Source organism: Candidatus Propionivibrio aalborgensis, from assembly GCF_900089945.1.
Classification (GTDB): domain Bacteria; phylum Pseudomonadota; class Gammaproteobacteria; order Burkholderiales; family Rhodocyclaceae; genus Propionivibrio; species Propionivibrio aalborgensis.
The window spans coordinates 15,201-31,133 of record NZ_FLQY01000041.1; the positions used below are offsets into that span (position 1 = coordinate 15,201).

At 50.6% G+C, this 15,933-nt stretch carries 14 protein-coding genes; 7 read left to right on the top strand and 7 right to left on the bottom strand.

Annotated features, from left to right (window positions below; translation table 11 throughout):
* Positions 1 to 222 precede the first annotated feature (222 nt).
* Together PROAA_RS03095 and PROAA_RS03100 are read left to right on the top strand one after the other, a co-directional pair.
* Complete coding sequence (locus PROAA_RS03095) at positions 223 to 1,875, top strand: hypothetical protein (protein ID WP_222102073.1); 1,653 nt, start codon at positions 223 to 225, stop codon at positions 1,873 to 1,875.
* On the top strand, positions 1,872 to 5,792 hold the full coding sequence (locus tag PROAA_RS03100) for a site-specific integrase (protein ID WP_186409927.1): 3,921 nt from the start codon (positions 1,872 to 1,874) through the stop codon (positions 5,790 to 5,792). Before PROAA_RS03095 ends, PROAA_RS03100 begins: the two co-directional genes overlap by 4 nt.
* Before the next feature lie 144 nt (positions 5,793 to 5,936).
* On the opposite strand, the gene PROAA_RS03105 is transcribed toward PROAA_RS03100, so the two are convergent.
* Positions 5,937 to 6,548: a hypothetical protein gene (locus PROAA_RS03105; protein WP_186409928.1), complete on the bottom strand. Its 612-nt coding sequence runs from the start codon at positions 6,546 to 6,548 to the stop codon at positions 5,937 to 5,939.
* A 360-nt stretch (positions 6,549 to 6,908) separates the two neighbouring features.
* On the opposite strand from PROAA_RS03105, the gene PROAA_RS19010 reads away from it, so the two are divergent.
* The 3 genes from PROAA_RS19010 (at position 6,909) to PROAA_RS03120 (ending at position 9,548) form a co-directional block, all read left to right on the top strand.
* The gene (locus PROAA_RS19010; protein WP_245664134.1) at positions 6,909 to 7,151 is read left to right on the top strand and encodes a type I restriction-modification system subunit M N-terminal domain-containing protein; all 243 of its coding nucleotides are present in this window, start codon (positions 6,909 to 6,911) and stop codon (positions 7,149 to 7,151) included.
* 587 nt (positions 7,152 to 7,738) lie between these two features.
* Positions 7,739 to 8,647, top strand: coding sequence for a radical SAM protein (locus PROAA_RS03115; RefSeq protein ID WP_186409929.1), 909 nt, complete (start codon positions 7,739 to 7,741; stop codon positions 8,645 to 8,647).
* 67 nt (positions 8,648 to 8,714) lie between these two features.
* Positions 8,715 to 9,548 (top strand): ATP-binding protein, encoded by an 834-nt coding sequence (locus PROAA_RS03120; RefSeq protein WP_186409930.1) that lies wholly within the window; start codon positions 8,715 to 8,717, stop codon positions 9,546 to 9,548.
* On the opposite strand, the gene PROAA_RS03125 is transcribed toward PROAA_RS03120, so the two are convergent.
* From PROAA_RS03125 to PROAA_RS03135, 3 genes are all read right to left on the bottom strand, one after another.
* The gene (locus PROAA_RS03125; protein ID WP_186409931.1) at positions 9,530 to 10,423 is read right to left on the bottom strand and encodes a hypothetical protein; all 894 of its coding nucleotides are present in this window, start codon (positions 10,421 to 10,423) and stop codon (positions 9,530 to 9,532) included. The genes PROAA_RS03120 and PROAA_RS03125 overlap by 19 nt on opposite strands.
* Positions 10,424 to 10,591: 168 nt before the next feature.
* On the bottom strand, positions 10,592 to 11,221 hold the full coding sequence (locus tag PROAA_RS03130; protein WP_186409932.1) for a hypothetical protein: 630 nt from the start codon (positions 11,219 to 11,221) through the stop codon (positions 10,592 to 10,594).
* 72 nt (positions 11,222 to 11,293) lie between these two features.
* The gene (locus PROAA_RS03135; RefSeq protein ID WP_186409933.1) at positions 11,294 to 12,448 is read right to left on the bottom strand and encodes a hypothetical protein; all 1,155 of its coding nucleotides are present in this window, start codon (positions 12,446 to 12,448) and stop codon (positions 11,294 to 11,296) included.
* 137 nt (positions 12,449 to 12,585) lie between these two features.
* Here PROAA_RS03135 and PROAA_RS03140 point away from each other — a divergent pair, with 137 nt between their 5' ends.
* Positions 12,586 to 12,801 carry a helix-turn-helix domain-containing protein gene (locus PROAA_RS03140; protein WP_186409939.1) on the top strand — a complete coding sequence of 72 codons (216 nt, stop codon included), beginning with the start codon at positions 12,586 to 12,588 and terminating at the stop codon, positions 12,799 to 12,801.
* Positions 12,802 to 12,807: 6 nt separating this feature from the next.
* On the opposite strand, the gene PROAA_RS03145 is transcribed toward PROAA_RS03140, so the two are convergent.
* The 3 genes from PROAA_RS03145 to PROAA_RS03155 are packed head-to-tail and all read right to left on the bottom strand — an operon-like array spanning position 12,808 to position 15,287.
* Positions 12,808 to 13,797 (bottom strand): HD domain-containing protein, encoded by a 990-nt coding sequence (locus PROAA_RS03145; protein WP_186409934.1) that lies wholly within the window; start codon positions 13,795 to 13,797, stop codon positions 12,808 to 12,810.
* Positions 13,790 to 15,025: a tyrosine-type recombinase/integrase gene (locus PROAA_RS03150; protein ID WP_245664135.1), complete on the bottom strand. Its 1,236-nt coding sequence runs from the start codon at positions 15,023 to 15,025 to the stop codon at positions 13,790 to 13,792. The genes PROAA_RS03145 and PROAA_RS03150 overlap by 8 nt, the downstream gene beginning before the upstream one ends.
* A 28-nt stretch (positions 15,026 to 15,053) precedes the next feature.
* A complete protein-coding gene (locus PROAA_RS03155) occupies positions 15,054 to 15,287 on the bottom strand; it encodes a hypothetical protein (RefSeq protein WP_186409936.1) in 234 nt (77 codons plus the stop codon).
* Positions 15,288 to 15,367: 80 nt separating this feature from the next.
* Between PROAA_RS03155 and PROAA_RS03160 the strand changes: the two genes are divergently transcribed.
* Positions 15,368 to 15,670, top strand: coding sequence for a helix-turn-helix domain-containing protein (locus PROAA_RS03160; protein WP_245664136.1), 303 nt, complete (start codon positions 15,368 to 15,370; stop codon positions 15,668 to 15,670).
* The last annotated feature ends 263 nt before the right edge of the window (positions 15,671 to 15,933 follow it).

A 15,933-nucleotide genomic window follows, 5' to 3' on the forward strand; every position in this document is an offset into this window, starting at 1 on the left:
CAGCGATAAACTTTCTATAGTAAATATAGGCGCTTTATATAATAAGATCATTACGCTTAGACATAACTATTTGATTATATTATTTATTGTATAATAATAAATGTTTTGTTTCTAAGGTGTTAGTTTAAAACCGCTTGCCAATCGAGGACAAACAAAACAGAATAGTGATATCGATATTGCGACAAACGAACAGTGCACTATTCTCAGTTCCCTGAAGATTCTTTGGATTTGTCTTTCGAGGACAAAGCCGCTCTAAAAAAATTTTTCATACTCGCAAATTATCCGAGAGACCGAATAGATCTGCCTGAGTCTCTACGGCTCACAAGCAGGATTTTGCCTTACTGCCAGATCGCCGACGAAAATTCTGACATCTGGCTCGCTTGGCAAATAGCGTTCCCGCGCATTTTGAGCGCGATTGCTGATTTTGAACGGCAAAAAAAAGCTGTGTGGCAAAAAGTCCCAAACTCGCAGATTCGAAACGGCGGACGCTGGCACAAAAAAATTTCCGAGCAGCCGTTGCTGGCTTGTCTGACTCAAGACGTATCCGAAAACCCTCAGCGTTATCTTCCGGTCCTTGCCCTCGTTCTGATTGCATTCCGGTTAGGCGAGGCGCAATTTTCAAAAAGCATGCTTGTCGCCCTTGCCAATAACGCACGCATTCTCTGCTCAAGCGGCGGCAAGCGAATTGACCTGCTCATGAAACTACCCGTTGCCACAAGTGATACTGATCGCGGCTGGCCAAGGAAGCTGCTTCTCGCCGTACGTTCAGGAAAATCAACTGAGACTTTTGAGCCAACACGAAGTTTATGCGTTTCGTTGGAGAAGGTACTTGTTGTTCTCGGCTTTGACCAACCCAGCGAAATTCTTTTCAAAGAAACTCGGAGAGCATCAGATCCTGTTCTTGCTCAACCTCCTCCAACAATAACTCGGGAAGCAAGCAGCACCATTTCAGTGAGGATGTCAGAACCTGCTGTGCAAGATGAGTTGCCAGTACGCAATAAACCGATACCGAAACGTCCGCCCGAGCCTAAGTCGATTCGTATCCGAAACTTTCCGAAGGGGAGCGATGATCGGGATACGAAAGCCGCCGAACCTGAAGACCTTGTATTTGGTCAAGCGGAAACAACCCCAGTTGATGCGCCACAGGCTTCGATCGGCTTGCAAAAGCAGCAAGCCGGATATACAAATTTCAGAACGGCGATCGACAATCAGTTTCTGCCCTGGGCCTGGAATGTTCTGCATGATCAGGAAATTCAATTTCTGGTAGCAGCAATAGAAGCTGAAGTACACAAGGACGGTGAGCACAAAATTGGCGCCTGGTTAGCGAGCCTTTCTCTGGCGACGGGACTACCGACTCGCCTGCTGGTCGATGTCATGCTTAACGATGCGTCAGGAGATTCACATTCTATCGTCCGTCCTGACATCTGGAATCGTCAGGTGATCACTCCGGAAAATGCGTTCATACCAGATAGCCATCAAGAACCTTTGCTTCACCCAGTAAACTACTTGGTCGCGCTTAGATTGCCGGAGATCGTAGCCGCGCCGATAAAGACGCTCCTTGAAGGAAGATCAGACCAAATTTCAGTGGGGAAGTTGATCGACCGGGATGCAGGTGGTGCTGAGGCGATGGTCAGGGACTTTTTGAAAACAGTTCGCTCCACTGATGCACCGAGACTTTTGCTCGGTCGAATTCATAGCGTACTGGGCAGGCAGATCATCCGTTTGACAGAGGATCCTGTGCTGACACAGTTGCTGACGGCTCTGCCAACTGATTTGCCAAGCGCAGGACTATATTACGCAACTTTCACGCACTCCTACCTGCGATCGGTGTATCGAGCAGCGATCGAAGCGATCTTTGAGTCGAGAGCGCCGTGAGCGAAAAATTCTCGGGCTCAGCCCTCTATCCGTTGCCGGGTGTTATGACGGAAATGATCCGTGGCGTCCGTCAACGCGCGGCGGCTACGATGCTTGATGATTCAGAAAGCTCGATCGAAGCGCATAATTTGTACGTCACCTATGTTGTCATCTTGATGATGCTCGCGACAGGTCATCGGCCGGTGTCTGACATTTTTTCGACGCTCGACTGCTTTGATCAAGAAACAGGACTGGTTTCGATAGAAGACAAGGCTGTCGACAAAGGACACGAAATACGCGTTGTTGCTGCACCGCCGATGCTTTTTGAGCAACTCGAATTGTATTTGATGCATTTGCAATCAGTGTATTTGCGCCTGCAATGGTCGGCGCCAGAACTCGCCATGCAGATACTCTCGGCAACTCAGCCGGCTGGTCCAAGATTGATCCCTCTATTCTTTTATCTGGACAAAAGCGGTACTCAGTGGAACTCGATTCGACCGGCAACTCTGGAAGCCTATCTTGGCAACGTTTGGATGTTGCCGCTTAACGTAAATCGTGACCTGATCGCCACAGGCGGCAGGGTGGCAGGGTGCCCGTCTTTTTTCATTGATGCGCAGCTCGGCCATCAGGATGTCGGTTGCGAACCCAACGGGTCATGTTCCCCAATATCGCCAATTGAACTTGCTGAGTATTGGACTCCGCTTCTCCAAAAGCATGTCGAAGAACTCGGGATATCGGTTTTGCCTGGATGGAAGCCAACTCGAGGAAAACGAATCCCCGTACTCAATCCTAAGCTTCTGGCCAAGACAACCGCCGTGGCGTTTGGCCCAGAAAAGCGCAGGATCAAGCGAAGTGCAGAGCTGTCGCGCGAAGCAGATGCTGTCGATGCGTTGATACCTGAATTGGCCACAAAGATAGAACAAGGCGTCATCGAGGATGCCTTGCTCAAGGAGTGGCTAAACCGAATAGCAGAAAAATCCCCCTTCGGGCGATTTTCCATCTGGGTCGCACTATTGCGAAGGCGTCTGGCGTCTCTGCGACGGGCCGGGGTAAAAGTCGCGCTTCCTGGTCGAGTAGCTCCGGCCCTAAGTGAGCCCTCTCCATTTTCACCTGACACATTTCCGCAAAGCCAGCACATCAACAAGGTGCGCGCCGCTTTTCTGGAATATTTCGATCGAATGGTGAACGAACCTACCTGTGCGCAGCGCGTCGCTGAAATCGTTGCAAGTGCCGTGCTCTTTGGTGCCGAACTGGATGTAAAACGGCTGCAAAGTTTTCTTGATGCTTTACGCAGTGCCCGCCTGGTGCGTATCGAAAACCGGTTCATACTTATTCACAGCTCCGAATCGGCAGGAAGTGTGGTCTGGCAATTCGATCCGATGAGTGCAGGACTGCTGATCGGTTATGACCGTAAATTCAGCCAAGGAGAAAGAGAGTCATGTTCTGGATCGGTGGTGGCCTCCGCATTGGGGATACTGGCCAATGAAATTGGATGGTTGAAAAGCCGCAATTCAAAACATGTTGTTTTGGCCACCTTGCTGCGCGATTTGGTAAAGCCGGCGAAGGGGTACTGGAGTCTTCGTTTGTCAGGTATGGATTATGCGGTAGCCACCGGCAAGCAAAAAACGACATCACTGACTGAACCCTCGCTAGTACGCCTGATGACCGGTAAGCGAGTGCTCACAACAGATGAAGAACTAATTGAACCGGAGCAAGTTGAGTCGCCGCTCTGGACACCAGCTGTCGCCTTCGATCCATCACAGCACGGCTATTCGGCTGCTGCTGGATTCTGGAAAAGAGTGGTGAAGATATTTTACGAAGCGGAAAATGTTGGGAAAAACAATCGGCAGAATATCTCCAAAGAATCAGGAGCCCCTTTTGAAGAAGAAAAGGGTGGAGAAAAAAAAGAACGGTTTGACAAGCGGTCCAGAAATATCAAGAGACGGCTTGAGCCTGTACTGAAAAAGATACTCAACCAGCCAGGAAACATTCCGCCGATTGGCGTAGCTCTGGTGAGCTGGGCCTACGCGCTTTCAACTCGAGGCACGCCTTCTACAGGCGAAATTCGGGCAAACACGGTGTTTCGTTACGTCGACGCAATCGGCAGAAGACTTCTCGAGCGTGCGGGCGATACCAATTTCTTTGCCCTGCCAGATTTCGCGGTCGAGGATATATATGCTGATGTTGCCGAAGTGTCCTGTGCAAACGTAAAACATCCCGATTTTGTGGTCAGTCGCCTGATGGAGTTTCATGAGTTTCTGATCGACACTTACGGTGTGCCGGACATCGACTGGACCGACATCGTCGCGGACCTTCCCATTCCAACAAAGAACGTCGATGTGGGAATGGTTACCGATGAAGAATACTGGCGCGCATTTCGCTTTCTCAGAACGGATGCGTCAATGAGTGAAAGAGATCAACGCGCAACGACTACGATGCTCGTGCTCCTCTACCGTTTTGGTTTGCGACCTGGTGAATTGTTTTTGCTCAAAACAGCCGATCTAAGCAGCACGAATCGAATCGTAATCAGGATATGCAATTCAGTCTACGGCGAGACCAAAAGTGACAATGGTGTAAGAGCCATCCCCTGGATGGGAAATGAAGAGGGTGAGGATCTTCATCTAGTTAAAGAGTGGCATGCCCACGCCAAGGAGTACGGGAATCAGGACAGCCTCGCCCTTCTTTTTGGTGAAGAAGACCACTGTCGTACCGCGCTTGACCGCAGTCTGGCCATGAAAAAAATTACAGAGGCCCTGCGTGCGGCAAGTGGTGATCAATCTATCCGGCCGCGACATCTTCGGCACAGCTTTGCTTCGCGTCTGTGGCTGGCCATGATTCTTGAGTCATCGACATCGGATATGGTATTGGTGACGGTCTGGAATCAACTCTGGCCCAATGCCACGCCTGAAGACATACGGAAAATTCTCGTAGGGAATTCGTCAATTTCACGGCGCAGCATTTGGGCAATTGCGCTGGCGCTGGGACATGTGAGTCCATCCGTTTCCTTCAGACACTATGTTCACTTGATGGACTTCGTCCGTGCCGCAAAACTATGGAAACAAAAGATTGATCTGTCGCAGAAGGCGTTGGGAAAAGTATTGTGCTGTCCCTACGCAACCATTCGCACGATCCGCGCCGCAAACAAAGATGCCGCAATGAAAGATGGAATGTTGTTCTTTCATGTCGCGAAAAACATTCCGGATATCAAGGATTCTGAATTGATTGACGAAACAGACCTGCCACAGGCGATGTCTTATTTGATTGTGCACGAATCTGCCGGTCTAAGTTTTGAAGCGATTGATCGGATTCTTTGCTTGGCCGGGATTCGTGATGAGCTGGACGGGCTGGCTGAGCGATTTCTTGTCAGCGAAGCAACAGTCAGAGAAGTTGTAGAAACCGGGCGTAAATTACAAAGGGATACCGGGTTTAGAGATTACGGATTGGACGCGACCCCCGACGCAGACCGGTTTCCAGGAGCTAAAGTTTTCTCGAGACATGAAAGGATAGATAGCGATTCAGTGCGCTTGAGATCAGCGTTGAGACTTCTTTCGGATGATGCTGCTACGGGTGCCAATCTGTGGCTGGACTATCGGGACAAGACAAAGTTTGTACTCATATTTGAATTGGTCTCTGATCTTCAAAATTTCATCGATTCCTTGTTGCGAACTTTCGAGATGACAAGCGACATGTTTGAACTACTGATTCCTGCGCAGGAGGGTGACGAGGAGTGGCAAGGTGTTAGGGATCAGTATTCAGCACAAGGACTAGCAATACGAAACAACTTCCACTTGGGCACGCGTGCTGGCCAAGTAGGGCTGCGACTAATAAATGGGAAAAGCAAATTCAAGCGCCACCGGGTCTGGGATCGCCTAATGTTTGCGGTTGCTTGCCAAGCGATTGTGAAAAACAAGACGGAACCGTGGAATGTGCATCCGTGAAGATATCGATACGCGCCAAAATCTTTACAGAACCTTTATGACTGGCGCATCAACAAGCTCAAAACGCGAGTATGACAAAAGAGTTCGCGCTTTCTCAAATATTTTCTCGTCACTTACCGCCGTAACTGTGATGCGTACGGCATTTTATACCCGGGCAGCATTGGCCAGCGCGTCTAACCATTGAGCATTTCCTATGGAAATACTGAGTGTCCGGCGGCTGGAAATCATCACGCCAACTGATCGCTCAAATCGATCAAACTTATAGCACTCTCCGTCGACAAGACCATGGGGGAGTACGTGTTGAAAATCCTCCGAGCGCGAAAAAGAGGCGGCAGAAAATCCAAGCTGGCGAGAGGAGCAATCATTACCTATATCTCCGTGCTCCGAATCCACATTCTCAGCAATGCCGTTCGCATGTTCTTGGCTAGTTACTTTGCCATGGCGCTCCGTTTCGCAAAGGAATGCAACAAATCGTGCTTTTAGTGTGCATTCGGAAAACTTAGCGATCAAACCCGAGTCGGGTATATGCAGATTTACAAGCAGACAGATTCCTCGATTCGAGTCAATCTGCTCGACGAACTCGATTTCGAAATCGTTAGCAAATCTCATATGCGTTAGAAAGTTTCTAATTGAAGTCGACAATCGATCTTCAAGCATGACGAGCGGGTCATGCGCTTCTAGAATTTTTGTTATGCAGCAATTCTCATGGAAGGCTGCAGGTCTGCCAAGTGCCTCATTAAAGATTTCGATTTTCATTGCCTTCTCTTATCTGTAAATGTCCTTGCCATTCTTATTCGCCAAGAACTGCAAATCAATGCAGAAATGTCGATGAAAATGGGGGGTGTAGGTGCGGTAATGGTCGGCAAGATGCAAATAAATGAAAATCAGGTGATATTCACAAGAAAGTCTGTAACAGTTCGAGTATCTCGATAAGGGATCGCGAGCAACTCGTGGTGGGCTGACTTCCTGCCTGCTGTTCTGGAAAAGAAAGAAGGGCGCCCATTTCTATTTCATTAGCTTTGTGGCTCGAAAGTCACCTGTTGCTAGCGCATCTCGCCCAACCAACCTGTTAATCAGAGTTGCACTTCGAATTTGAACTCGCGTGATAATCCAGCCTTGTCTGCTCAAACCGTCACCCTCAGCCAGGTCGAGTCACACCTCTGGGAATCCGCCAACATCCTACGCGGCCCTGTAGATGCGGCTGATTTCAAGACCTACATCTTCCCGCTACTGTTCTTCAAGCGCACTTGCGATGTTTGGGACGAAGAATACGAAGAGATTGTCGCCGACACGGGCGATGCCGAACTGGCCCTGTTCCCCGAATCCCATCGTTTCCAGATGCCAGACGACTGCCGCTGAAACGATGTGTGTGCCATGTCGACCAACGTCGGCAATTCGCTGCAGCGCACCATGCGCGAGGTCGAGAAGAGGCCAACCCGGACACCCTCTACGGCGTCCTTGGTGATGCCCAGTGGACCAACAAGGATCGGTTTGTTCGTGCGCGTTAGGCTGCATGCGTACCTCGAACCATGTACGGTCTACGCCATCAGTTGAAAACCGATGGGCTGAGCGGCAGCAGCAATACAGGTTCCGGCAGTTTTCGAAGTACAGCAGTCGTCTGGATAACTGCTTGCCGGAACCATTGAGCGTCGGCAATGGGCCGCGAAGCGCCTGACGAGTCTCCGAAAACCAGACGCCGCACCATCTACCTTAGCGAACCAGTTTTAGACTAGACGATGGCCCCGCTGAGCCATGCGCACAGAGGGGGTTATTGTTTTAGCTCTATGGCGGAATGCTGTGGAGCACGACATGTGCCCCTTGAAATCATTCTTCTTTTCAATGGCATAATTACCATAGGAGCATTATGGACTAATAAGAAATATTTTTGGTGGTAAGGGTGGGTATGGCTAGCTTCACGGATGGCCTGAAAGAAAATAAGTTCTTGGGTGCGGTGGTGCAAGTCAAGCCCAATCCCCCTACGATTCATTAAGGGCGACAAAGATCGTTCCATCCATAACGTCAGTTGGGATCGCATCTACGTCACGACGCTGTTTTCCTTCGAATGGAAGGAGATCTCAAAGTCCATCGATCATGCAATTAACATTGCAAAGGGCGATACGACCAAGGTGTTCGTAGGTGGAATCGCGGCATCCTTAATGCATGAGCGGTTTCTTGCCGAGCTTCGCTGGCGCGGTGTTCGAGTCATTAGTGGTCTTCTCTCAAATGCGCCAGCCATCGCGTTGCAGCTCGACGATTTCGCGGAGGAGTTTTACTCCGACGATATGACTGGCACTCCTATTGAAGACTTGGTGCCAGACTATTCGATCCTGAATCAAATCGCCGATGATTATGTCTATCCTGTACACGATGCTTATTTTGCATATGCATCTCGCGGCTGCGTTCGGAAGTGCCACTTCTGTGGTGTTCCGAAACTGGAGGGTGAACAGCGTGACGCCCAATCAATTACTTCTTTGATCAAGGCTATCGCCGAACGGCACGGTGAAAAACGTGACCTGATGCTTATGGACAATAATGTTGTGGCCTCTGCGAACTACAAAAACATAATTGCTGAAATAAGGGATAGTGGTTTTGAGAAAGGGGCAACATTTCGACGACCAGGAAGACCAGCAGCCCTGCGTCGAGTAGACTTCAACCAGGGTGTCGATGCGCGAATCCTGTGCAAGGATAGCCCAGCCGTAAATCGAATCCTTAGTTACTACGTACCGCTTCCACATGAGAAGGAAGCCGAAATATGGAAAATAATGAAAATTCGTTTGCAGGAAAGCAGAAAGTTAAGCGTCGTCATTCCTGAAGATGAACTAGTTGAAGATGCAGGATTGGCAGAAGTTTCATGACCTAAAGAATTCCGGCACGCCACTGGTTTCCTTGCCCCATTTTTTGCAATTTGTTTTTGGTAACTAAATGAATAAGAATTTCGCTATTGTTAGCGTTACTTCAAAGCCTAAGGTTCTCCAAGAGGACGATATTGTCGTTGGCAAAGACATTTTGGAGCTATTAGCCAACGCGATGTATATCGATCCGTTGACGATTTATCGGGAATACATCCAAAACTCTGCAGACTCAATTGACGAAGCCCGGCAAGTTGGGCTTTCCGTAGATGAACCCAAAATTGAAATATCACTGGATCATTCCAATCGAACCGTTCGCATTAGGGACAACGGAGAAAGCATTCCCAATGCTGAGTTTGTAAAGCGAATCACTGCCATTGGTGCCAGCCATAAACGTGGAAGAAATCTTAGAGGATTTCGTGGAGTAGGCCGACTATCGGGGCTCGGTTATTGCCAAGAGTTGGTGTTTCGGGGCAAGGCCGAGGGTGATTCAAAGATCGTCGAGGTAAGCTGGAACAGCCGTGCTCTAAAGGAAAAGGTCAGGGACTTGAATTATTCGGGAAGCTTGACGGACCTAATCCGTGAGGTTGTAAGTTATAAAGAAACGCCTGCAAGCGACAAGGAACAGCGCTATTTTGAAGTGGAACTTCGGAAGGTCGGCCGCCTCAAGAACGATCTTTTGATGAACGAGCAGTTAATCCGCTCTTATCTCTCACAAGTCGCTCCCGTCCCATTTCACCCAGACTTTTCATTTGGGCCGGAGATCCAGGAATTCCTTTCTGGTCGTGGGGTTCATCCTCCGGTTCGAATCGAACTTAATGACAGCACCGGTCCAATCTATCATCGCGCAAGAAATCAAATCGAATTCAACCCGAGGGTGATGATGGTTCAATCAGGCTCGATCTGATCAATTACTCGAATCAACGGCGCATAAATTATTCGAAAGCGTGAATATGACGAGAGCGTCCTCGCACGGTGTGAAATACGGTTGTCAGGAAGTGCCTGAATTTCAAGGGTCACCGAATTCTTTTGCCCAGCTATGTCGTAGAGTCTCTTGAGATAGGCTGCGTTGTCGCTTACCAGTTCAAAAGTTCTTCCACTTGAAATGCGTATGCCGACAACATTTGCAAATCGGTCCATTTTGTAGCATTCGCCAGTGATAACATCGGTCGGAAGGTAGGCTAAAGCTGCGTCGGAAACCACAAAGCCTTCGTTTGAGAATGCCCCTTGGGATGGTGCATCAGGCCCTTTTTGATCGTGAACCTCGGAACTTTCTTGTTCAATCCTACTTACTTTATTTTCAGATTCATTGCGAGAGGTCGTTGAATTGATTGGCAAGGCGTTGCTTAAAAAAGCAGTAAACTCATCGCGCAAAGTAATAGGGCCCCCTTTTTTTACGTCAATCATGCCAGGCCCCTCAGTAACTAAAAAAGCCTGGAGACAGATTCCGCGGCTGGCGTCAATGCGCTCAATAAATTCGGTCGTGACGTTGCAAAAAAATTGCCTCGTGACAACGAATTTTTGAATCGCCGACCCCAAGTAAGATTTTAGTGAAACAAGTGGGTCATGCGCATTGCATATAGGGGCTTCGCAATAGTTGGTTTTAAACAGCGCAGGTATGCCGATGGCTTCATCGTAAATTTCTATTCTCATCTGTTTCTCACATTGTAGGATCAAGTGAGAAATTCTTGATCCTACCGCCGAACAATGCAATGAAGAAACCCCGCCAAAAAAGGGGGTGTAGGTGCGGTAATGGTCTGCCCTGGCAAAAATATTGTGCAAAGATAAGTATTTCCTAGGTAGCAAATGCCCCCGAATGAATTTTTTGGATCCATATGTGCGACTGATCTGAAACCGGGATTCTTCAATTTTCTGAGGAGTGATGCTTGTCCGCGCACACCATTTACTTGCTAAAGTCATATCTCTAGGGCATTAAACAACGTACCCAGCTCAATCTGCACCCTCTTTTACAGGCAAACTTTTTCGGCCGAAAAAGCCGGACGCGGTCACCGGCATCGCCAACCCGAACGCCGCGACGATTCCCTGAGTACAACGAAAGCTCAGCCAAACCAGAACACCGAGCATGAAGAGGCTTAGGCCGACCCCAAGTACCGTGTGAACCAGAGTGATGCCAATCACTGAAAGCAGGACGCCATCGACAACCGAGCAAATCAGGTAGATACCGTACAACCGGGATGCCGATCGCACATGCCGGGCAACGACGGGCTGAACATGCGATTTGTTGATCAGATAGAAGATCAGCAAGGGCATCAGCGTCGGAAGGCAGATCAGGAGCCCAACGAGATAGAACTGATAAAAACCCATAAGATTGGTCAGGTAAGCATCCGCCAACACAAGCATGTATCCTGCTGCCGCCAACCAGCGCACCTTGTCGGCTTGGGCATCGGATAGCGGTTGCGCAACCGCTACAGGCGGTACAGGATCAGCTTCACTCTTGCCTTGCTTGTCCGACGAATGGTCCAACCTGCGAACGATCCAGACAATCGCCACAATGACAACCGCCAATGTGAGCAATGGCCCCGCCGCAATGAACCAATGCAAGATTGAAAAGCTTCCCATGAATTCGCTCCTTAAAATGTCGCTGAAGTACTGATGTCTGGATCAATGATCGTGTGGATCGACGCGGGTTAGCTACCGTGCGCCCTTGCCACGAAGAAATACCGCGATATTCTGATGTCCCGCGGTTTCCGCAATAACGGCGGCGGACTTGTCTCCATCGCCGGTATTGATATCAACCCCGCCACCGGTAACAAACCGCTCGACCGCCAGCATGTCGCCGCGCTTTACCGCCGCCAGAAACTGTTCCTGACTGAAGTATTGCAAGCCCATGGCAGTCAGCTCCTTGCGGGCCTCGACGGCCGTCATCGCCTTGGGCGTTTGGGGTTCGACGAGATCGGGATTCATCGCCGCGATCTGTCGCATCGACGCTTCTCTCATCTGTTGAATAAGGAGCATTTTCTGCAGCTGTTCATTGGATACGACCGGCGTGCCTTGGGTTTGAGCCTTGGGGGCCGCGATGGATTCGATTGGCGTCAGCGTTGCCGGAGCGGATTCAGCCCCCTGAGTCGGTGCTTGTGGTGTCGCCGGCGAGGCTGGCACAGCCTGTGCCGGGGCTGTAGTGGCCACAGGTATCGGCGGGATCAGATCATCCTTGACCAGCGTCCTTCCGGCCATATCCTGCGGGTGCAGTTGAACCAGCCGGAAATCAAGGTTAGCGTTCTTGAACCCTTCTTCCATCCGATCCAGTATCTTGACCACAAAGCCGCTGCTGTCCCCCATCCCGACGGCCTTGGCCATGACACGACCGAGCATAGCGGCCAAGACATTCGGATTCTTCGCACCCAGACCGGATTGCTGTTTGTAGATCGCCAGATAGTTGACGCGGTAACCGCCGGCATAGGGGAATAGACACCCACGGTGGTAGGTCACTTCCCCGTACTGGGCCATGGAGGTGTCGAGCCCGGAGACCGAGAACAGGTAGCCCTGGCAATCCGACCTGGGACCACCGCCAGGTTGTTCGACAATGCGCATCTGATTCGGATAGTCAGGCAGCGGCATCGGCGGGATACCGTTACGGATGGATGCATCCCGGGCGTACAGGCGGATGGCTTCGACGACGGCGGTTTCGATGGCCTCAACCGAAGCCGGACCGCGCAAATCGTAGACCGCGAACACCATCTTCTGGCTATAGGTCGTGCCGCGCAGATCAAGAATCGGGTTCTGCGCATGGGCGGTTGATCCGACCAGCAGTGCGACGATGAGAAAAGCAAAGCTACGGTAGTTCATAAATTCTCCGAACGTTGAGTCGATCAATTCATTTGGCACATTGCGTAGATCGATGTGATTGTGACGCAAACACGGCTGACTTAAAAGCTCATCGACCGCACCATCAGGTGACTCCATTTCCTGTGTCATGCCTGTCGATGCCCACTGCGCGTGCGACTCTTGCCGAAAACCTGAAACACCTGCGCGCCGAACGCGGAATGTCGCAGGAGGATCTGGCGCTAGAGGCCGAATTGCATCGCACCTTTGTCGCGCATGTCGAGCGTGCTTCGAGAAACATCTCCCTGGACAACATCGAAAAGCTCGCCAAGGCGCTTGGCATTCCCACACACGTGCTGCTGACCCCCAGAAGCTGATTCCACTCAGGGCGAAGTGGTGGGGCCGGAAAATTCATTTCTGACGACGTACGGCCGGCCCCTCAGGTGTTTGTGATACCCACCGAAGCCGTCTTCTTCGGGCGCCAGGCTTTCAGTCAGATCACCTTGCCCCGACAGGCGATCGGCCATCGACAGAATCGATGCTTCCAGACTGGCTGGTTCGCGCAGACCGGTCCATGCCGGCGCGCCCTTGACGGCGGTCAGTGCGTGCATCAGGGCGAGATAGTGCGTTTCCGGAAGGGGGATGCGATGGCGGGCCTTGGCTTCGACAATCCACTCGACGACGATGTGCTTGTGTCCGAGCAATGATCCCCTTGTCGATCTCTCGAAACGAAGACGGCGATTGTTGAAACAGTACTCGTCCGCCTTTCCGGCATCGTGAAGCAGGCAGGCCAAGGTCAGCACCGGTTGGCTGACGAGCTTATCCTTTGGCACCATACGCATGGCGAATTCGGCCACTTCCACGGAATGCTTCAGATTGCCGTTGCGGCGATTGTGGTGCCCTGCCATCGAACTGAGTCCGACCAGAAAACGATGGAATCGATGGTCGTCCCAAAAGATTGCATTGAAGAGCTGCTTGAACGCCAGGGGTAGCGGCTTCAACAAGGCATTCGCGCGCTTGACCAGCTCTCGGTCGGTCACCCACAGGGGCAGAATCGTTTCGAAGAGGTCGAGTGAAGCTTCCGGGCGTTCAAGCAACACCAAACGGTTGATGCGGATACAACCGTCGAGATTGGTCGGTTGCCCCTGCCAGCGAATACTCACCAACGCGCCGATGTGCAGGCGCAGGTCGGGTTGATTGCAAGACCACGCAACCTGCAAACTGGCTTGATCATGATAGAGGCTGGCGGTGCATTCCGTTGTCTTGTGATCCAGCGGACGATGACCAAAAGCGGTTAAACGAAAGGTAGATGGAAGTCGTTCAGCCACGAGACCCTGCCCGGCAGGAGGTGGTGAAATGAATTGTTTAGGCATGATATTCCTCCGCGTCAGGCTGATTAATGGGGTTGATATGCGTTTGCTGTTGACTGGTACCGAAGGCCCCGCTAACCAGACGCTCAAAGGCCGAACCGTCGCGACGGGTGAGGTTGGGGACGAACCGGGAGTAGACCTTGAACAGCATCTCGGTTGAGCTATGCCCTAATTGCCGAGCGATCCATTGTGGATTTTCCCCACTAGCCAGCCATAAGGTTGCCGCGGTATGGCGGGTCTGGTAAGGACGCCTTGGCGACAGCCCGAGATACCTTAACAGTGGGTACCAGACTCGCTTGGTAAAGTTGTTTGAATCGAGCGGCTTCCCGTCCCGATTGCAAAAAGCAAATGCGGAAAGATGACCCGTACCCTTTTGCTGTTCCTTGAGGGCGCTGAAAACCATTTCGCTCATCTGGATTTCGCGCTGCGAACTATCTGTCTTGGTGTATTCCTCCTCGCCGTCAACCAGCGCCTCGCGAATAAGGATCAGACGCTTGTCAAATTCCACATATTTCCACTTCAGGCCATTAATTTCGCCGGTGCGCATTCCTGTGAAGAAGCGAACAATCATGTAGTTGCGGAAATCGGGGCGGATGGTCGCTAGAACCCGCTGCACTTCTTCAAGCGAGAAAGGCTCAACATCGCTTTTCTTGTTTCTCAGAGGCTTGATGCGGGTCCAAGGCGTGGTAAATTTGAAACGGTCGGCGGCTTCGTCAATGATTTGGCGCAGAACCAACATAACAGCGTTGATCCTGCGTGAAGATAACGTCGCATTCTTTTTGCGCCCTGGGACTTTGGCGAGTACTGAGCGGAAATTTAGAATGTCATCTTTGGTGATTTCGCCGACCCTCTTTAGGCCAAAGGCGGGAATGAGATGAAGATCGAGAATCTGCCGATTGGTGGCCTTATAGGTACGCCGCCATTCCACTGACTGTTGGCCAAACCATTGATCAGCGAAGGATGAGAACAGAGGCGTGCTGTTACGCGCAAGGGTATCCTGAGGTGCAGCTATGGCCTCGGCTACGGGGCTTTTTGCCATCGCCACGGTCTCCGGAGAATCAAACTTTGCAGCAAGTTTGCTTTCCGGAAAGCGCTGACGGTACGAGAACGTACCCTTCTCGATTTCTGCTTCGATCTGGCGGAGCGTTTCTTCCATTCTGCGTCGGTTTTCTGGATTGTCACCATAAGAGGTGTATTCGCGACAGCGCTTGCCTTTAAAGCGAAAATCCAAGAAAAGCTTTCCATTAATTGATCGTATACTAGCCATGAGAAACCCCTTGAGCAGCCATGGGAATTCCGAAACTGTCGCTTCTGTTGATGAGCAGGTCACGTTCAATGACTTCCCATATGTAGAAAATCTTCCGGCGACCAAACGGACGGATGTAATGGACTCCTTCAAGAAGTACGCTGTCTTTCAGAACATCACGTATTGTTCGAGAAGCGTATGGAATGCGTTGTGCTAATTGATCAGTAGATAGATACGTCTTGCTCATGGTAATCTCCATATAAATAATGTCTCAGACAAGCCGTTATCAGCTCATCTGTAACAATATAGTAGCATATAGAAACACAGATGCAACTATTTTGTTTCATAAGAAACTATTTAGTCGGTGCAACCATGATTAGATTCAGAATTACTGAACTGCTTGCGGATAAACAGTTCAAGGAAGGACGTCGCATTACATTGATGGAGTTGGCCGAGGCCACGGGCATTAATAGGATGACCCTTTCCCGCATGATCAATACCAAAGGGTATAGCACCGTTACAGACAATCTAGATAAGATGTGTGCCTATTTCGGTTGTTTAGTGGGAGACATTGCCGAATACATACCTGAAGAAAACTCGGTGAAAAGTTCCGGTTCTGATACGAAGTAAAAGTAATTCCGATTTGCACACGTGCTGATCCAGATTCCACCCAAACCTGCACCCGTTCCACTCGGAAACCCTACCATTCGTTCCATTTGAAACCCGGCCAGCTACTCCAGTCCAAAGTTGGTCACAGCCACACGTCAATTTCAATAGCCAAGGCTTCCGCTAGCCCTGGTGAATGGCCGGTATTCGGCGAGCAAGTTGACGGTAAGCGTTCTACGCCACCACATTGCTGAGGGGGTGTTCCGCAGGAGACCATCGTGTCCACG